General features: G+C 48.3%; 20 protein-coding genes and 1 pseudogene. 16 read left to right on the forward strand and 5 right to left on the reverse strand.

What is annotated here, in order from left to right:
* The first annotated feature begins 87 nt into the window (after positions 1–87).
* The 6 genes from V1587_RS22630 to V1587_RS22655 all read left to right on the forward strand — a co-directional run bounded on the left by V1587_RS22630 (position 88) and on the right by V1587_RS22655 (position 4,685).
* Positions 88–312, forward strand: a complete 225-nt coding sequence (locus V1587_RS22630; RefSeq protein ID WP_395314608.1) for a hypothetical protein — start codon at positions 88–90, stop codon at positions 310–312.
* A 286-nt stretch (positions 313–598) separates the two neighbouring features.
* Positions 599–1,414 carry an SDR family oxidoreductase gene (locus V1587_RS22635; protein WP_248199585.1) on the forward strand — a complete coding sequence of 272 codons (816 nt, stop codon included), beginning with the start codon at positions 599–601 and terminating at the stop codon, positions 1,412–1,414.
* Positions 1,415–1,442: 28 nt separating this feature from the next.
* Positions 1,443–2,204 carry an SDR family oxidoreductase gene (locus V1587_RS22640; RefSeq protein WP_039265223.1) on the forward strand — a complete coding sequence of 254 codons (762 nt, stop codon included), beginning with the start codon at positions 1,443–1,445 and terminating at the stop codon, positions 2,202–2,204.
* 42 nt (positions 2,205–2,246) lie between these two features.
* Entirely contained in the window at positions 2,247–3,446 is a 1,200-nt protein-coding gene (locus V1587_RS22645; RefSeq protein ID WP_248199644.1) for an MFS transporter, read from the forward strand.
* 10 nt (positions 3,447–3,456) lie between these two features.
* The gene (locus V1587_RS22650; RefSeq protein WP_248199584.1) at positions 3,457–4,392 is read left to right on the forward strand and encodes a GlxA family transcriptional regulator; all 936 of its coding nucleotides are present in this window, start codon (positions 3,457–3,459) and stop codon (positions 4,390–4,392) included.
* A gap of 116 nt (positions 4,393–4,508) precedes the next feature.
* Complete coding sequence (locus V1587_RS22655; protein WP_248199583.1) at positions 4,509–4,685, forward strand: antibiotic biosynthesis monooxygenase family protein; 177 nt, start codon at positions 4,509–4,511, stop codon at positions 4,683–4,685.
* 110 nt (positions 4,686–4,795) lie between these two features.
* On the opposite strand, the gene V1587_RS22660 is transcribed toward V1587_RS22655, so the two are convergent.
* A complete protein-coding gene (locus V1587_RS22660) occupies positions 4,796–5,773 on the reverse strand; it encodes an AraC family transcriptional regulator (protein WP_395314609.1) in 978 nt (325 codons plus the stop codon).
* A gap of 121 nt (positions 5,774–5,894) precedes the next feature.
* Here V1587_RS22660 and V1587_RS22665 point away from each other — a divergent pair, with 121 nt between their 5' ends.
* A complete protein-coding gene (locus V1587_RS22665) occupies positions 5,895–6,428 on the forward strand; it encodes a carboxymuconolactone decarboxylase family protein (RefSeq protein ID WP_248199642.1) in 534 nt (177 codons plus the stop codon).
* 369 nt (positions 6,429–6,797) lie between these two features.
* Positions 6,798–7,217 carry an ASCH domain-containing protein gene (locus V1587_RS22670; protein WP_248199579.1) on the forward strand — a complete coding sequence of 140 codons (420 nt, stop codon included), beginning with the start codon at positions 6,798–6,800 and terminating at the stop codon, positions 7,215–7,217.
* A gap of 701 nt (positions 7,218–7,918) precedes the next feature.
* On the opposite strand, the gene V1587_RS22675 is transcribed toward V1587_RS22670, so the two are convergent.
* The 3 genes and pseudogenes from V1587_RS22675 to V1587_RS22685 all read right to left on the reverse strand — a co-directional run bounded on the left by V1587_RS22675 (position 7,919) and on the right by V1587_RS22685 (position 11,725).
* On the reverse strand, positions 7,919–8,158 hold the full coding sequence (locus tag V1587_RS22675; protein ID WP_395314610.1) for a hypothetical protein: 240 nt from the start codon (positions 8,156–8,158) through the stop codon (positions 7,919–7,921).
* A gap of 409 nt (positions 8,159–8,567) precedes the next feature.
* Positions 8,568–8,945 (reverse strand): annotated as a pseudogene (locus tag V1587_RS22680) (hypothetical protein).
* A gap of 1,874 nt (positions 8,946–10,819) precedes the next feature.
* Positions 10,820–11,725 (reverse strand): LysR family transcriptional regulator, encoded by a 906-nt coding sequence (locus V1587_RS22685; RefSeq protein ID WP_032640008.1) that lies wholly within the window; start codon positions 11,723–11,725, stop codon positions 10,820–10,822.
* Between the two features lie 111 nt (positions 11,726–11,836).
* On the opposite strand from V1587_RS22685, the gene V1587_RS22690 reads away from it, so the two are divergent.
* The 3 genes from V1587_RS22690 (at position 11,837) to V1587_RS22700 (ending at position 13,927) form a co-directional block, all read left to right on the forward strand.
* Positions 11,837–12,382, forward strand: a complete 546-nt coding sequence (locus V1587_RS22690) for an NADPH-dependent FMN reductase (RefSeq protein WP_032640006.1) — start codon at positions 11,837–11,839, stop codon at positions 12,380–12,382.
* A gap of 177 nt (positions 12,383–12,559) precedes the next feature.
* Complete coding sequence (locus tag V1587_RS22695) at positions 12,560–13,465, forward strand: glutathione S-transferase C-terminal domain-containing protein (RefSeq protein WP_325912672.1); 906 nt, start codon at positions 12,560–12,562, stop codon at positions 13,463–13,465.
* A gap of 102 nt (positions 13,466–13,567) precedes the next feature.
* Positions 13,568–13,927 (forward strand): hypothetical protein, encoded by a 360-nt coding sequence (locus tag V1587_RS22700; protein ID WP_122927792.1) that lies wholly within the window; start codon positions 13,568–13,570, stop codon positions 13,925–13,927.
* 241 nt (positions 13,928–14,168) lie between these two features.
* On the opposite strand, the gene V1587_RS22705 is transcribed toward V1587_RS22700, so the two are convergent.
* Positions 14,169–14,954 (reverse strand): hypothetical protein, encoded by a 786-nt coding sequence (locus V1587_RS22705; protein ID WP_032640004.1) that lies wholly within the window; start codon positions 14,952–14,954, stop codon positions 14,169–14,171.
* Positions 14,955–15,061: 107 nt separating this feature from the next.
* Between V1587_RS22705 and V1587_RS22710 the strand changes: the two genes are divergently transcribed.
* The 5 genes from V1587_RS22710 (at position 15,062) to V1587_RS22730 (ending at position 18,155) form a co-directional block, all read left to right on the forward strand.
* Positions 15,062–15,568 (forward strand): LysR substrate-binding domain-containing protein, encoded by a 507-nt coding sequence (locus V1587_RS22710; protein WP_395314611.1) that lies wholly within the window; start codon positions 15,062–15,064, stop codon positions 15,566–15,568.
* A gap of 551 nt (positions 15,569–16,119) precedes the next feature.
* On the forward strand, positions 16,120–16,422 hold the full coding sequence (locus V1587_RS22715; RefSeq protein WP_032640002.1) for a hypothetical protein: 303 nt from the start codon (positions 16,120–16,122) through the stop codon (positions 16,420–16,422).
* 442 nt (positions 16,423–16,864) lie between these two features.
* Positions 16,865–17,068, forward strand: a complete 204-nt coding sequence (locus V1587_RS22720) for a host cell division inhibitor Icd-like protein (RefSeq protein WP_395314612.1) — start codon at positions 16,865–16,867, stop codon at positions 17,066–17,068.
* Positions 17,065–17,298, forward strand: coding sequence for a hypothetical protein (locus V1587_RS22725; protein ID WP_395314613.1), 234 nt, complete (start codon positions 17,065–17,067; stop codon positions 17,296–17,298). The genes V1587_RS22720 and V1587_RS22725 overlap by 4 nt, the downstream gene beginning before the upstream one ends.
* 5 nt (positions 17,299–17,303) lie before the next feature.
* Positions 17,304–18,155, forward strand: coding sequence for a Replication protein repL (locus V1587_RS22730; protein WP_395314614.1), 852 nt, complete (start codon positions 17,304–17,306; stop codon positions 18,153–18,155).
* Positions 18,156–18,826 lie beyond the last annotated feature (671 nt).

The raw sequence follows: 18,826 nt of genomic DNA on the forward strand, positions 1-18,826 counted from the left end.
GTTTATCACCCCTACATTTAGTGGTGGCTACGTGAAGGTGGTTCATCTATTCTGCTTGTATCAGCGGGCAGGCCGGAGTCACTCTTAGTGGATAATCCCATCCTTCAGAAAACCATCATTATCTTTATTCTCATCTTGTGGATAATTGCTGAATTCAGGGCCAGGAAAAGAAAATGTTCTGACCCCGCTATTGAAACAGCTGATGCCAGAGAGCGCCATGAATGGCGCCATCTCAGATGGGGGTTCCGGACTATACAAGTGGCCGCAACAGTGTATATCTTCGTTCAGCTGATTCAGGTATTACTGAGATAAATGCACAGGCAGGTACAACTGGACAAAAACATCTTACTGTCCAGTTGGGCCTCGGTGATCGCCATTATCTAGGTCACCTGAGTGCCAGGTGCGGACATTACTGTACACCGTAAGCAGGCTTATGTGTCTGAAATGAACCCGCAGTCCGATAGTCATTTTCTCTCCTTCCCACTACCCGAACTGAAACACGAAATGACCTAAATAACTACCATATTCGTCATTTACGACATCCCTTTCTCACTTATGATTCTCTCATCGAATCAATGGTGATCGAAAGGAGTCTGCAATGAGTCTCGCAACACAAACAGGTAAAGGCACTGCCGTCATCACTGGTGCATCCACCGGCATCGGTGCTGTTTACGCCAGTCGACTGGCGCGCATGGGATACGACCTGATCATTATCGCCCGTAATCATAACCGCCTGAATCAGATGGCCAGCCACATTACTGCGGACACCGCCCGCAGTGTGGAAGTGCTGGCAGCCGATCTGGGTGATGCCCAACAGCTGGCAGCAGTGGAGAAGAAACTGCGCTCCGATGCCAGCATTACCCTGTTGGTGAACAATGCCGGAGTCGGTACACATACGCCTTTGTTGTCTAGCGACGTCGATCAAATGCAGGCGATGATTAATCTTAATGTCGTCGCCCTGACCCGTCTGACTTACAGCGTGGTTCCTGGTTTTGTCGCGCGAGGTGTGGGTGCCATCACCAATATTTCATCGATTGTCAGCCTTGCGCCGGAACTGCTTAACGGCGTTTACGGCGGCACAAAGGCCTTTGTTCTGGCCTTCAGTCAGTCACTCCATCATGAACTCTCTGAAAAGGGCATTCACATTCAGGCCGTGCTGCCGGGAGCGACAGCAACACCGTTCTGGGACAACGGCGGTTTACCCCTTGAACAACTCGATAAGTCAATAGTCATGAGTGCTTACGACCTGGTGGATGCGGCGCTGTCGGGTTTTCTTAGCGGGGAACTTGTCACCATCCCCTCACTGCATAACGACGCTTACTGGCAAGCCATGGAGCGGAATCGGCAGGCCATGATCCCGCACCTCTCAAGTAATGTACCCGCCAGCCGTTATCGCACCGGACTGACTCACTAACATTGTATTTGCCAACAGGAATAACCCTATGAAACTGACAGGAAACACGATTTTTATCACTGGCGGCACGTCAGGTATTGGCCGCGCAATGGCAGAAAAATTTCATCAACTGGGTAATCAGGTGATCATTTCAGGCCGTCGTAAGGCTCTTCTGGACACGGTCACGGCGGCCAACCCGGGGATGGATTCCGTGGTACTGGATGTCACCGATGCGTCCAGCATTAAATCGGCGGCGAAAGAGGTGCTCTCCCGCTATCCGGCACTGAATGTGGTAATCAATAACGCTGGCATTATGCCCTTCGATAACGCCGCTGCCGAACTGGATGACGATATGGCCACCACCTTACTGAATACCAACCTGTTGGGCACTGTTCGGGTCAGTTCAGCTTTTGTTGAGCAATTGAAACAACAACCGGATGCGGTATTGATCAACAACAGTTCGATTCTGGCTTTTTTACCCCTGGTGACGAATGCACTCTACTCAGCCACTAAAGCCGCGATTCATTCTTACACCCTGTCGCAGCGTTTTCTACTGCGCGATGCCGGCGTGAAGGTCATTGAAATTTCACCCCCCTGGGTCGATACCGATTTGATCTACAAAAGCGGTGATTCACGTGCGATGCCATTAGCCGATTTTATCCAGCAGACCTTTGAAAAACTGGCGACAGATTCCATTGAAGCGATTGTCGACAGTGTGCTGCCAGCCCGTGCGAATCAGGGTGCTAATGAACACGAGATGGTGAACGCGTTTAATCAGTCAATGGTAGATAACCCAATACCGGTTGCCTGACCTGCTCTGGGGCAGGCAACTGCCCCTTCTCTGGAGTTTATGATGCAAAATCACCTGTCAGCATTTCAAAAGCGTGCATTATGGGCGCTTAGCCTGGCCTATTTTATTCAGGCGACCGGTTCGCTTTCCGTGGCGGGTAGTCTGGTCCCCATTTCCCAGGAATGGGGCATCAGCGACGCTCAAAGTGCCCGCCTGCTCTCCATTTTCGGTCTGACGTTTGCACTGGGCGCACCGATGGCGCAGGTTATGTTCGGCAAGTTCATGCGCAGAGCACAGGTGCTGGCAGGCATGCTGGTATTTGGGCTGGGAGCCCTGATTTTTGCCATCGCGCCGGACTACAAAGTACTGGTGGCTTCGCGGATTGTAATGGGTCTGGGTGCCTCCCTGATCGGGCCGGTACTGATTGCGCTCGGTGCAGAGTTAGTCGCCCCTGAGGAGCGTGGCAGTGCTATTGCCATGATCCTGCTGGGTGTATCTATGGCCAGTATGGTCGGTATTCCGCTGGCGGCATGGCTGGCCACTGTCTGGGGTGCGCGTATGCTATTCACGCTTATCGCGCTGGTGAGCGTTCTCACTGCAGGTGCCGTTTTTTTGCTGGTACCGGACGTCGTCAAAGGTGTTGATATCCGCTTACGCCAGGTCGGTGTGGTGCTAAAAGAGGGCAAATCACTGGCCGCTTTTCTGGTCGTCTTTTTTATCACCTCCGGTGTGTACGATATGTACGCCTTTATCTCACCGATGATCCGCGATCGCTGGCAAGGTGATGCATCAGCTATCTCTATCGCTCTGGCTGTTATCGGTGCGGCGGGTATTGTGGGGAATCTTTTTGTTGCCCGTGCAGCACGCCACTTCAGCGCGGAACACTTACTGGTTACCGGTCTGATGTTACTGGTGACGGATATGCTGCTCGTCATGCTACTGCCAGCTCAGCTGTCATTGCTGTATATCCTGCTGGTCGTCTGGGCCTTTTCCACTGACCTGTTATGGCCCACTCAACAGCGGCGTATTGTGGAGATCTCGACCGCAGAAACGCGTGGAATTTCGCTGGCATTAACCAGCGCCTTTATGTTCTGCGGCATTGGGTTTGGATCGGCGGTAGCATCATGGCTTTATCCCCTGTCGGGTTTTTACGGTGTAATGATAAGCTCAGTAATTTTCCTGCTGCTGGCACTGGCCAGCCTGTGGACCTCTGAGCGGTTACGGGCCCGCTCCGAGGAATATCAATCAGTCCGCCTGTCATAAAGGAGTTCCGATGCACCGTATAGGATTAATCATTGCCAATCATTTTCAGATGCTGGCGCTGTCTACGCTGACGGTATTTGAGTTTGCCAATCTGGTGGCTGAACATCCGTTTTACCAGCCGGTGGTCTACTCCGAACACGGAGGAACCGTACGTTCTTCTTCGGGTATCGGCGTGGATTCGACGAAGTTGACTGAGGAAACTCTGGTAGATACCTGGCTGGTAGCAGGCGTGCTTTCACCTGTTGAGGATCCCGCCAGCCCCGGCGTGATTCATTTTCTGCAAACCACCGCCCGTCAGGCACGCAGGATTGCCGGAGTCTGTACCGGTGCATTTGTGCTGGCACAGGCTGGCCTGCTGGAGCAAAAACGTGCCACCACGCATTGGGCACACTCACAGAGCCTGGCATCGCGGCATCCCACGATTCAGCTTGAAGATGATCGTATTTTTATTATTGATGACACTATCTGGACGTCTGCAGGTATGACCGCGGGGCTGGATATGGCGCTCGGTATGGTGGAGAAAGATCTCGGTGCAGATATTGCCCGTACGGTCGCGCATCGCCTGGTGATGAATCAGCGTCGCTCCGGCGGTCAGAAACAGCATTCGGAAATGCTTGCTCTGGCACCGCGCTCAGATCGCCTGCAAACGGCACTGGAATATGCCCGCCACAATCTGCGCAAAACGCTGACGGTGGAAATGCTTGCCGATGCGGTGCATGTCAGTGCTCGCCAGCTCAGCCGCCTGTTTCGTCAGGAGACAGGCAAATCTCCGGCGAAAGCAATTGAAGGGCTGCGGCTTGAGGCCGCGCGCTTGATGATTGAGCAAAGCCGCCTGTCACTGGATGCCATTGCCCGCGAGTCCGGTTTTCGCGACAGACGGCATATGCGGGAGGTGTTTATTCGCGGGTATGGCATTCCACCTCAGTCGCTTCGCGCAGGGCGTTAAGCCGTACGGCTGTTTTCACTCATCCAGTAAAGGTGTTAACCAGGTTCATGGGGTTATTTTTCTTTCCCATGAGCGTAGGCTGGCCGCCTGGTTTATCACTGAAAGGACGTTCGAATATGCACAATAATATTACACTTGTTGCCACTATTACCGCCCGGCAGGGCGCACGCGAAAAGGTACTTCTGGCACTTAAAACTGTCGAACACGATGTGCAGGGGGAACCCGGGTGTTTACAGTATCAGTTGTACATGAACCGTGAAAATGATCACCAGTTTATGATGATTGAACGCTGACAGTCAGCCCTGATGCTGGAAAAGCATACCCAGGCAGCACCGTTCAACACACTGGTCCACGCAATTGACGGTATGGCCGAGCTGCAGGTTACTTCGCTAATCTCTGCAGTCTAATTCTCAGCCTGTTGACCGTTAATCTTATCCACCTCGGTGGGCTCTTTGCCAGTGATCGTTGTGCTGTACCCACGTTTACGGTGCAGAGCAGGCGTTATGCCCCAGGTTTTTTTGAACGCTTTAGAAAAAGACGACAGCGACAAAAAACCACACTGTTCGGCTACTCTCTCCGTTGTCAGGTTTTTCTCTTCTGAAAGCAGTCTTGCTGCCAGCACCATACGTAACTGGTTGAGCCAGACCTGGGGCGTCTGATGATAGCTGTATGAAAAGTGGCGGGCGAAAGTGGCACGGGACAGAAAACAGCGTTTCGCCATCGATTCCATCGTCCATGGCGACGCAGGATCGGCGATGACGGCCAGTATGGCGGGAGCAAGACGTGTGTCGCTCAGCAGCCGTAACATACCCGCGGGAGGCTCGTGCAACGACAGCAAAATACGTAGGATTAGCGCGAGCAACGTATCTGCCAGCCCCTTCACGATACTCGTACTGCCCGGCAAACCGCCAAGACTTTCGCGTACCAGCATACCCAGCAGTGTTTCCAGTTCAGGGACATCGTGTTGCTCATCGGCATGGAGATGGATCAGCGTTGTTTCATCGGCGAACATCCAGCGATAACCCGGCCCGAAATGAAACTCGCCACACAATACCTCGACCGCAGGCCCCAGTCCTTCCGTCCACACTTCAGTGACGATGCCATTATTGTTGACCTGAGCAGGTACGACCTGCCCCCAGTCCACCAGACTTTGCAGTAAATGTGGCGATCCGTGCGGGAAAAGAATGATATCACCCGCACGCACGTCGAACGTCTTCCCCCCAACAATCAGCCGGGTTTCGCCACGAAGAATGACGTGCCAAGGCACAATACCGGCGGCTTGTTGCGGATGGTCGGCATCCCAGCGCCCGGTAAAACGACAGTGAAGATTGACGCTACATGTTGGTGCCAGTAAGGAAAGCAAGCGGCTGAGATTGTCCACTCTGACTCCTGAGACGATAAGACAAATAATCGAGACGATACGGCCTACATGCCCGCCGGCTGCGCTCTATTATGTGCTCATCGCCGATACGGCGAAACCCTTAAACTGAAAGGAAAAAATGATGAGCCGTTTAACTTCCGTACAACCTGAAAATGCCACTGGCACGACAGCAGAACTCTTCAGCGCCATTAAACGGGCGATGGGTAAAGTCCCGAATGCCTACCAGACCATTGGCATCGCCCCCGACATTCTGGGTCATGCATTGCAACACAACGCCACGCTGGCTAAAAGTCAGCTGAGCAAACAGGAAATTGAAGCCGTTAACCTTGTGGTCAGTGAAGTCTCAGGGTGTGATTACTGTCTGGCGGCGCATACGTTGACCGGAAAAATGGCAGGTTACAGCTTTGAGCAAATTCAGGCATTACGCCGGGGAGAGTTCCCGGAAGATCCGCACATTGATGCACTGGTCAAATTTGTAAAAACGCTGGTGACGACCCGCAACACCTTACCAGAAGAATCCGTCAGTCGTTTTCTGGCAGCAGGCTTTAGCGATCGGCAGGTGGTGGAAGTCATCAGTGCAGTCAGTGCGATTCTGTTTACGAATATGATCAACCGTGTGAATGACACCCTTGTGGACTTTCCAAAAGTAAACTAACCCCACATGTGGCAGAAAGGCATCTCTTTCTGCCACAACAATTATGCTAAATGGACCATTTAGCCTCAGTCGTCAGCGAGAATTGAATTTGAATAACGATAAATTATCTCGTGAACCGACAACAGTTATGGTGATCTATCAAGGTCCGCTCCTCGCTCGTAGCGGACATTAACTCAGGTGATTTACCATAACTTCGCAAGAATGTTGCATGGGATCCGATGTATCACCAGCATGCTTCGTAGTCGCGCTCGAAAGACAGTTGCTATGCTCAAACTATAGGGCAGGATCGTCTACCGGAGCTGGGTCAGTCCACCTATAGATCGGAAATAGGTCACTTCCTTTAAATAATTAAATCAACAAAGGCTGAAAATGGCAAAGCTCGAAGAATTAAAAAGCATTTATCCCGGTGCACTGGTATGGCAATTTGGCGACAGCCCTGAACTTGCTGACGAACTCGTACAACTGGTTTTGAGTGGGAGTAAAACAGCGACATGCTCTTCGATAGAGTCTTTTCAGCAAGAGTATGAACGAGGCGAAGCTCCCTGTGTTGGAAGTTATAATATCATTCTTAACGGAGCCGGACAGCCAATGTGCGTGATCAGAACTCTCAGAATGCAAGTCATTCGCTTCAGTGAAATGACGAGTGAACTCGCCAGTAAGGAGGGTGAAGGTGATTTAAGTCTGGAGTATTGGAATGAAGGTCATAAACGTTATTTTGAACGTGAAGGCACTTATTCTGAAGAAATGGAACTTATCTTTGAGGAATTTGAACTTACAGAGATTTTGTAACTTTCCGCTCTGGAACTGAGCGGACTGGCCCGAAGATCGATGTCCGCTGTGAGCGAAAAGCCCAAGTTAGGTGTTTCACTCAAAACAAGTGTTATCATTACAGATATAGCAGTCTGTTAATCAACGGGAAGCTGATCAATTTAATTGATAAAAAAATCAGGTATAGTCGTAAAGTAGAGCAAATAGGTATCTGGTTAAGGAACTTAGAATGCTGGAAAAAATTCAAAGTGCTATATCTTCTGTGGAATCATATATTCATCAACTTCCACGCGAGAATCATAAAATACGTCAATACTTCCTGCTTTTTCTCACCGGTATAATTTGTTGCATTGGTGGAACTGGCTGGTCTGGCGCTTATATTTATAGTGATAAACCGTACCTTGCCGCAATATGTGCATCTGTTGTCATACTAGGAATACATTCATTATATACAGCATTTAATAGACTAAAAAAAAGAGATATCTTTATATTCTCTCACCTTATTCTTTTTTTCTGCATAATAATTTCCCTTACTGATTATCCACTAATTGACACCCCTCGTTCTTGTGTAATTAGCACCTCGTTAGAAATCGCACCCTAAAATATTTATTCTTATGAGAGAGATTTATGTCAGACTTTGATTTAAAGTCCAATCTCCTTGTAATGAAGACCTCCTTGGTCTCCCTTCCGTAATGCTGGATTTCAATCCGGAAGGGCTTTTTTTAAGGAATGTAAGTAGAAGGAGTTCCGGTCAATGTGTCAAAAAAACCTTCTATTTTTTCAATAGAAAGCACATCAAGATTGATGTGCAAGAAAGCTGCGGATTCGTCATCAGGCTGGCCTTTATCTATCCATACAAACCGCACTCCTTCAGCCCAGACTGCGACTACGAGTAATTTCTCCCCAAAATACTGACTTCCAATTCTGTGAAGGTCTAATGCTGTTACTGATTCCTTGCCCATAGATTTTTCCTCCTCAGCGTATGTTAGCAACGTAACAATCCTTTACATCATCTACACTTGCACTTTGTGGCCTCTATCACTCAACTAACCCCGTAACTGTGTATTAAAGTGCTCAAAGAGATTTAAAATCATATTCTACATCCGCTCATACCTTTTCATTCCCAGCCAGGAGCTAAATCATTAAGGACTAAAAAACGGATAGGGTTAACTCGGGAATGTGAATTTTAAGAACTATTGAAAATGAGATTATGCATACCACGCTGCGGGAATTGGTTAAAAAGCCGCGCTTCGCTTGTTAAACGATACGTCTTTTCTATAATTTGATGGTGCTTTGCTATGTCAGTTAAAGCCGTCGTTCAGAAATACCCGTGTGCTCAAGGACGAGCCATCCTTCGTACTTTCTATCCAACTATTTCTGGCGTATGCCAGCCAGGTTGTTGTTGCACTTCTCAATCACAGCTAGCAGCGGCTTAATCCAGAGAAGACTAGTTGCTAAGGAGGCGAAGGAACTATCATCCGCTGCGTCACGTCAATCAGCATAGGTGTGCATTGTGCTGGAACATAAACGGTCAGCGTATTCAAGCAGCACACCAGCAATGTCAACGTGGACAGGAAAATAACAGTTTTTTCACGGTGGCGAATCTCCCGGTATTCGATTACGGCATCTTTGGTGCTGGTGTCGTTCAGGAAGTTAAGCCTGTTGGCATGCTCTGCAATCTGACTGAATCGATTGGAGTTGAATGCCTGACGGCGATCACCAGCACCTGCAAAAGTTATCTATTAGCAGATCGTCGTTATCGCTCTTAGCGCCAGCACAGCTGCGCTGAGTTTTACCTTTTGGACATTATTCACCTTGCGCAGCTCTTCGACGGTCTGATTTGATTTAGAAATAGAGATTGATAAGAAAGGTGAGACTAGACTGAAAAATAATCTACCGATCACACCATAGCGGCCCATTGTTCGTGTTAGTAATCGTCAAGAAGCCTTCTGGACTAATAAATGACACTTCATCCCGAAGCGCCATAAGAAATGCCAGGAGTTATTTTGTATGTTCGATACATGCTCTAACTTCACTCTATGCGGGTGCTGTCTCAAGAAAAAAAAGCCCGCTTTTGACGGCAGGCTAATGAGTTGACTATTTGTAAGGTAGGTGTGAGTAAGACCTATGCTAAGGAATTAAGCTGTATCGGCTGATTCACTATCGGTTATGGATAACCGTCAGGCATTCAGTTACTTCCCACAACTTAAAGCTTAGCAGCAGTTTGCAAAATCATAAAAAAAGGCCTGCGTTTTACGACAGGCTCTCAAGGACTTTCAAACTGGTTGTAGTTATTGTCATGGTGCCGGGTGCCTCCCGGTGGCTTTACCCCTGGTCAGTAAAGCCGCGCGCATACCTGCAGACAGCAGTTGACTGGAACGCCCCACCGCTTAGGGGGATTCACTATTGCCATAATTTACCAGGTAATCAAAAGGTGGGTCAAGCCGGACGAAGGCAACTGGTGTAGATTGAATTATAGCCAGTTAACTAAAATTTTACATTTTACCGTTGCGTTTTATACAGCAAAATCCTAAATTCTCCTTCCCGTTCTCTACTAACTATAATCAGTTGAGAATTGTTCGTCGAGGGATGTGATGTCGCCTGTAGAGTCCCTCGTCTTTTTTCCCTTTACAATGCCCCTCCGTTTACAAATCAGAAAATTTTCCTACTCCTCCAGCCGAGAGTAAAAGCTTCACCGAGAGTAAAAGCTTCAGTTACACGAGACTGCGTCAGTTTGGGAGCCACCCCATCCTCCCAAGTTAATTGGAATTTGACTAGATGCTTTATAGTAAGCACTGGACGACCAAGGCAGGTATGACGGAAATCGTGTTGCGCTAAGAACAGAAGATGACAAACGCGAGCTGGAAGCCCTGATAGAAAAACAGCTGGCACGTGTCGCCAAAAAAGAACTCTCAGGGGCTGATTAAATCTAAGCGTACCGCTTGAACCCTATCGGCTGTTACGTGTTATTCGGTTGGCAGTGCTACGCTCCAGAGGAGCTGTCACTCGCCCGTATAGTCGAGAAAGGTCTGCAGTTAATATTCTGCAGACCAATATGACAAATAACCCAATAATTATCGGTATTCACGCCAGTAAGTTGGCTAACTGGACTGACCCCGCCCCGGTAGACGCTCCTGCCCTACAGTTTGACTGCCCACACAAGATGTATGTTAAATCCGTAAGGATTTAGGCAGTAAAACTGTTCAAAATCAATTGCTAAATCGCGGCTAAAGAAGAAAAGCGTCAGCATTTAACACCGGAGAATAAGCCCAGGAATCTTGGGATAAAGGAATACGACCATAAAAAATGTGAATAAGCGCTCACTTATACAGCCTGCCAATCACGGGTATGGACTCATTCATGCATGCTTTTTCCCGCCAAAAACCACCTTCACTTTTGTTCTGTATGCCACTTGATGTGACATTTGAAACTGTTAAAAACAGGTGATATTTGAAGCATGCAATAACAAAGTCTATAGAGGGCAAATACTAATGTCTGTTTTTTGTAGATCCTTAAAATGTTGCCGTGACCTGAGAGTGTACGGATACCGTCCGGTCCCAAAACTGATGACGTCAAATTAACCGTAAGGGACGGCGTTTTCGAAAAATGATATAATTTTTCATTCAAATGTGAGATTCCTGCTCCCGGAATGATGAAGCAACAAAATCGATAAACAGTCGGACGTTTTGCGACTGCTCCTTATGGTACGGATATACCGCATAGAGTGCATGGGCGTCCGGCAGCCATTCCGGCATGACCTCTACCAGTTCACCCGAGGCTATCTCCTGACGGACAAACGCCTCCGGGATAAGGATAATGCCCAGAGCATGAACAGCAGCCTGCTTTAATGCAATCCCGTTATTTACCGAATAATCTGCCGGCCTGAGTTCAACGGAAATGTTTTCGTTATCCCGAGTAAAAAACCATTTTCTTGGTGAAGAGGAAAGGCTGTAGAGCAGGCAGTCGTGTTCTTTGAGTTGTTCTGGGTGTACAACAGGTGCTACCTGACTAAGGTAAGCTGGTGAAGCACATAGGATCCGGGGGACCGTACAGATTAGCCGAGAACGCATAGAGGAATCGTTCAGCACACCGCCTCCCCTTATGGCGACATCTATGCCTTTTTCTATGAGATCGTCATAAGTATCACTCAGGAAGACTTCAGTACTAATATCAGGATAGCGGTGCCTGAACTCGCAAATAATCGGGTTGATTTTAATAAGGCCATACGACATAGGGGCGCAGATCCTAAGCTTACCTTTCGGGGAAAACGAGGATGCCATGACGGACTGATCGGCTGACTCAAGCGCATCAAGTATACTGCAAATCTGACGGTAATAGGCCTGCCCTGATCCCGTTAAGCTCATCCGCCGTGTGGTACGGTTAATCAGCGCAGTGCCGAGATGATTCTCTAGCTCATTAATGTTTTTACTGACAGCGGCCTGCGAGAGATGCAGATCGTTAGCCGCGGCCTTAAAGGTGCCCAGTTCCACCACCCTGCGAAAAACGTTAAGTGCCATAATTCTGTTCATAAAATACCACTTTAATTCACCGAAGGTAAATTATCTTATCACCCAGCTTATCTTTATACACTTTCGGTAAATCATTACATTATCGGCATGTAATGTATGAAGGTGAACATAATGAAAAAAATTCTCATCCTGAATGGCAGTAACAGCACGCCGGAAGAGTCCATTAACTGGCAACTGGCTTCCAGGATTACTACCAAGTTCTCACGTCATGAGGTAGTCCTGACCAGCCTTTATGAGCATTCGCTACCAATGTATCAGTTGGGGCTAGAAAATAACGAATTACCTGAGTCAGTTATCAGGCTCAAAGACCTTGTAAGAGACTGCTCAGCTCTGGTTATTGTATCACCTGAGCACAACGGGCTGATGCCGGCCTGCCTCAAGAATGCGATCGACTGGTTGTCTCGTATACGTGAGCAGGGCGAGTCCTTCTTTGGCGAACAGGGTAAAAAAGTACTGTTACTGAGTACCTCTCCAGGAAAAAATGGTGGTGCAACCAACCTGAAGTATATAGGGGAACTCTTGCCGTGGTGGGGATGCGTGCTGGCAGGAACTTACAGCGTGGGTGAGTTTTATCAGAAATTCAATAATGGCTGCTTTGATACAGAAACCGAAGCAGCGTTGGAAGAAATAGTTAGCTCGTTCGAGTCTCAGCTCTGATGCACTTTCTTCATCATTGTTATCACTTTACGCTCTGATTTTACTAGGATTTAATTGGCTGCATATGCAGCCTTTTTTGCTCTCTGCGAGCATGTCCGGTACGAATATCTGTCATGATTGTATATGCCAGACCAAACTATCCTGATGATCCTAACCGTAACCTCATGGAGGTACAAAATGGCTGTGCTTGAAAACGGCATCTGGTACGCGAATAAGTCACTAGATGCCCTGACTCATGAAGATACCTTTACAAATGAGATTTTGCCGCAGGCTGGACGTTATCATCTGTATGTCTCCGGTGCCTGCCCCTTTGCTCACCGTCCGTGGCTGGTTATTAAGTCCCTCGGACTTGATGACGCTATTTCAGTTTCATCCGTGGCCGCTGTCAGGGATGACAATGGCTGGGCCTTCAGTAGCGAAAGCCCCGACCCGGTGAATCACGAAGCCTGGCTGCGTTCGCTGTACGTACGGACTGCATCGGACTTTACCGGCCGGGTATCGGTGCCAGTACTGTGGGACCGGCAGGAGGAAAAAATCGTCTGTAACGATTCGGCTAAACTTGCAGCGGCGCTTGCCACCGACTGGAAAAGCCTGGCACGCAATGCAACAGAGCTGTTACCGGCATCGTTTGCTAGCGAGATTGGGGAAATGAACATCTGGCTTCACACTAACATTAACCGTCGTGTTTATCAGGTAGGTTTTGCGGCCAGTCAGGAAGATTACGACAGAGAGATTGCCGCTCTGTTTGATGCGCTTGAAACGTTAGACAAAAGGCTGACAACGACATTGTATCTTTTCGGTGATGAACTGAGTTTATCCGACCTGTTCCTGTTCCCGTCACTGGTTAGATTCGAAACCGTGTATGCAGTACATTTTCGGGCAAATATCAGGCCATTGCAGTCGTTTGAGGCATTGTACAGGTACATGCTGAATCTGCTGACCCGGCAAAACTTCCGACAGACTTTGGACATGCACCACATCCATCAGCATTACTATCTGTCGCATCGTAATATCAATCCTGCTGGTATTATACCAGCGGGGCCGCGTCCAGTATGGATGAAGAATTTGGGCCTGATAACCTAAATCATAAAGGCCTAATTTCGTATCCACTCGGATTGGGCCTCATTGGCAAGGAATAATTTTCAATCAATTCTACCAGGAATAGTGCAAGAGTTTGGGATAACTATGAAAATTTGCCGTAGTCTGATTATATTACCGTTATTGCTTATAACAGCCTGCACACAGTGGGAAAAACCAGGAGTTGCTGATAGTACCAGGAAAGCAGAATATGCCGAATGCCGCAGCCATGGCTTTGATCGTTTCCCGCCCGATGTGGTGAGAGATGTGGAATTTAGCTATGAGAATAAATACATCCCTTGTGAGAAGAATAAAAAGGATTGCACATCGGGCTACCGTTATGACAAGAAACCATCAATAAAAACGGTGCAGACAGATCGTAATGAATCCGCTCGAAACGCAGCCATTGATGCCTGCATGTATGCCAAAGGCTGGCGCGAAAGGACCTACTATTGGCCGCAATGGTAGCTGTAACGGCCTACCAACATTAGGAAATCGGCTCGCAAACATCGTACGAGGTGTAGTGGAAGACATTAACTGGAAACATACGTAGCAAAAGGCCCGGGAAACAGAGCGCGATGTTCTCTGTTTTCCGGACCTCAAAATTGCGTATGTAATAAAGGCAAAGGTTATAAACTGTCTTCTTCAGATGAAAGGCCAGACGTAACGACCTGGTAGAGTGGTCCTAAGCCTAACCAGCAACTGGCATTTATTTCACTTTTTCCAGAACAACCGGATAATTGCCGCTAAAGTCGACCCATGGGTTAGTGCCCAGTAGTTCCTGATGTGGCACGTCAGCCTTGTAACGCATGGTGAACTCTTTCGGGCCATGAATAAAGGCAACAATCAGACCCTGTTTCGGATCCATCATACCAGCATGCATGCCGAGACCGTGGTAACTCACACGGACAGCCTTATCATTTAACCCAACTTTCTCAACTTGAAAGCGTACGGTGGATCCATCTTTAAGCGGGAAACTCCAGCGGAAAGGACCGCCGTTGACCACAGTCATCACTTCATCAACATCGGTTCCGTCATCGGCGGAGTTCACGTGCATGCGCCCATATTTTTCCAGTACCGCTTTATGCGTTTTTTGATCCATCGCTTTCATGTCATACACTTTCGGGTATGGACCAAAGCCGGTTTCTTCCGTTAACACTCCACCGCCTTTAACTGCCGGCGTTCGGCCTGCCATGCTGACCTGTTCAAGGAGTTGCTCCTGGTTCAGATAAAATTCCTTAATAAGGAGGTCCTGTTCGGGTTTGGTCAGCGCACGTTTGTCAGATACCTTCAGCACAGGTTTTGCAGTTTCAGGTATATCTAGTGTGGTCACATTGATGCCGACAGGATTCAGGACGGCATTTACCGCTTCAACGCCTTTCACATCTGGGCGACCATCACTGAATTTCAGGGAAACCACGTCATTCGCAAATGTATTAACAGAAGCGATAAGTGCAAGGGGGGCAATCGATAAAGCAACTTTAGTCAGTTTCATTCTTTATTCCTCGTCTTGGTGTTCTGTCCATTTTAGAGACCTGACATATTTACTGAAATACTGTTAAAATTAAGACATAGTTTACTATTAGTGAATTATATTAACGTATGAGTAATGTCTATTTTCTATATCACCTGAGAGGTGAGTTCGGACCGGAGACAATAAGCCGGATACTTTTCGGGGAATGGCTTGTGCCTGTATGCGCACCCGCCCTGCTTGACCGAGTGCGCCATTCCCTTTCCGGCTGTGAGCTCATCCACCCTTCTCATGACAGCCTGGACTGGCGGCGGTGGCTTGAAGGTGTGGTCAGAGCCGCAGAGGCCGCCCTAAATGGCGGGAAAATCTTCGACACCCTTGAACAGGCCAGCATGGCGGCCGTCAGCGGGTATGGTTTTGCGATCGCTGATCTCCTGCTGAACCGTCAGGCTATTGCCGATGGGCTTCTGGCGCTGCCTTTTGGTGAGGCAGTGGCCACAGGTGACAGCTACTATTTTGCCCGCCCGGAGCCGACACCGTACGGTCGACTCATCGATGCGCTTCATCACCACTTTCAGAAACATGTCCCCGCAGCATTTCATCCCAGTATCTGTCTGGTGAACCAGCCTCTCAGTTGAACGCTTCATTCGACCCGGACCGGATCTATGGCAGATACTCATCCGCGTCCGGAAAAGATGCTGTTTTAAAAGACCGGTATGTTTTACCACAGAGAGCATAATGGATGGTGGGAAGTGTTCGGCCTGTTTTATTGCATACAACACAACACTAATCCATTACTGTTGGAACCTGGTAAATAATATCTCCTTTTCTGACATCAGATACGAAAAAAGGTAGTTCCGGATCTTCTTCCTCACCTCCGTCGTGCTGCGGCGCAGAAACACAATATGTGCCACTCGGTCAGCTGAGATTAATTCTATATGTTGTGTTCCCCCACTCTCCATCTCTAAACACCACAAAGCGACGCTTTGCTTATTCCGTTAGCGTGCTACACTTCTGGAAACTATGAGATAGCAGAAAAGTCGGATCACCAAGAACCGTGCTCCCGGTAATTTAATGATGTGGCAATATCCTGGCTTGCTATCACACAGGTAATGATTGCTACTGGGTAATTTAACGACGCTCATCATCATGGATGTCACAAAAAAATAACCAAGAGTGACTGTTACACATGAACACATCTTTCCATGAAAGCGAGCGCGTCCCGGTTTCACTTGAAACTGTCTGGCGTGCGTTGACCGCACTGGGCCATCAACGGCTTTGGCTCCGCCCTCCGGATGAGCGCAGCGTGAACACCTGGCTAATTGTTACCTGGGACGGCCTGACGGTGGCCGAACGTATCCGGGCCACCGACTCCTGGTGGCTGACCGGGGATGCAAATGCCATATACACCAATCCGGAACGGATCGTCCCTGATGGGCTGGAAGAGCTCACCTGGCTCTCTGTGCAGCGGCGAATGAAAGACGGATTCTGAGAACGTCATGAGATAAGTGGTGGCGGGATTAATTAATAATAAAAAACATGGCTGTCTGGTTTTTCTCGATGAAGTGAAGAGCTGAATTATGGATTAAACCTGTATGAAGCTCGGAGAAGGAAGAAAAAAACTACTTGAATCCAACTGATTGTAGCGTTTATGATTTTTATGTCGTAGTAAATCCTACGGACGGGCGTGGAAACCCGGATAAATTGCCTGAGGCGACACAGACGCCATAGCGTCTTTTTTTGTGTCATCCACTACGCACAGCCATATCGATATCTGTATTGAATCTATGGTGACGCTGGTGGGGCCGACTTTGGTCGGGCCGGTCAAAACCTCCTTGGGCAGCCGGTATTTCCACCCCCATCAGCGTCACCGCCATACAGAGCGTGGAAACTCAGGCGGTGACCCTTAAATTTGCCTAAGGGGGACTGTCATTATGGCTACTATCACTACCCAAACTCACCCAGAATTCATCTGGCGCTTCTACTCTTGCCAGAAACGTCGTTATCAACTGGTCATTGCTCAGACCGAATCTGAAGCCCGTTCACAGCTTCCTGACTCGCCGTGCATCTTCTCTTCCCGCTTTTCGCCTGAGCGCCCACCAGTGAACTACTGGTTCACGCAGGGGGCTACCGCATGATTGATCTCAATAGTACTCATATTGTCTCTTCAGGACATACTCTCTTCAGAGCTTTTTTCATCGTGGTTCATAACCGCTTTGTTCTGCCAGAAAACCCTTTTGTCTGGTTTGGAGTGGGAGCATACGGCTATGTTGAGCGGTTTCTTGTCAGCAAAATGGTCATCTGCGTCTTCAAATCTGATCCGGACTACTACTGTAGCAGCGATTGTAGCGTTTTCTCCGCGCAGTAATAGACATGTCCCTGTCCTATGGCAGGGGCTTGAGTGCTTTTGATTTGAAGATTGGGTTTTACATGAGCAGAGCTACTAATTCAGCAGCCTTTAACGGCTACGAGCTGGCGTTTGTCGTCGGGCATTCTCGCTTGTCGCGCAGCACTGGGTACATTCTGGCACAATGCGCTAATCTTGCTGCCTGCACCAGCGACTATTTCATTCATAAATCGCACCGTTCGATCGCAGAGGAAACTGGCTACAGCGTTTCAACGGTCCTCCGAGCCTTCCGTGAGGCGGTTAGTCGCGGTCTTTTGAGTTGTACCGTCGTTGTTGATGAACGTACAAACGCGAGGAAGGCTAATCTGTATCGGTTTACACCAGGCTTTCTGGCGTTCGTGTCGCGCGTGAAGGAAAAACTGATAAGCGCAGGGCTAAAAATTTCGTCACCGGTGCGTAAGCTGAAGCAGCTGGTAGATCAGGTTTTTGCTTTGTGCCCCCCCTGTCAAAATGAGCACCCCTCCCCTTGTCAAAATGACAGAGCTAAGAATAAGAGAACATCTTCAAGAACAACAAAAAGAGATATTCAGGGTAAGTCGAAAATGTTGTCGCCGGTTGTCACCAGCAAGCAACTGTGGCATGCCATAGCTGCTTCAAAAGCTGCCGCAGCTAACAAACGCACTCACCTGGTCAACCAGTACCGCAACCAGCAGCGTGAAGTAATTGAGCGCTTGGCTCGAAAATATGCATATCAGCAACACAAGAGGGATAAAGACTTACCGGGTATTAGTGACTTCAGCGACGAACCTCGCACCGGAAGGTTGAAAGATGCCATAGATACCCTTGCTAGGATACGGAGATTTCGTTCGAGAGAATAATAAAGAACGGTCCTGAAGAACTGCGAGAAACCTTGCCGTTCTACCGAACAGGTTTCCTGTTGCAGGACCCAGTTGATAAGTAACATGACTACTGCAACTAAACTAATGATTGCAGTAATAAGCTCGAACACAGCACACATATCTACCTATCTGTAGGGGGGAAACTCGGTGAAATGCTCTGAAATCGAGACGGGGTTTTGCTGATAATGTCGAGGATAATAGTGATGATATTGCATGTAATTTTCTAAGTGAAACCACCTTCATTTAGTTACGTTTAATGAAGAGAGCACTGTTGGCCAGTTGGCGTGATGAGGGAGATCGGTTAGGTATGCAGAACATTCTTAGATGTTTCCTAAGGTTACGTTGTAGTTATTCACATTATCCACAATGTAGATCCAATAATCAGATCCCTTAAAGATCCTAAATTGATCCTAATAGTACCAAACAGATCCCGGTACGCTGAGAGCCGCGCCAGCTCTGGTCTGAGAGCCATTTTTTGTGTTTGTAATCCGGATAAACGTGTTTATAAAGCGGATAAATATGTTTGTAAACCGGATTAATGTGTTTACAAAGCGGGTGAACGTGTTTATAAATCGGTTTTACTGTGTTTACAAACCGGATCCGTGGCTGAAACAAGATCGTAGCCGCTCGCACCTGTGGATATACGCTCT

Origin of the sequence: Enterobacter sp. ECC-249 (genome assembly GCF_043965265.1) — a bacterium.
Taxonomy (GTDB): Bacteria; Pseudomonadota; Gammaproteobacteria; order Enterobacterales; family Enterobacteriaceae; genus Enterobacter; species Enterobacter quasiroggenkampii.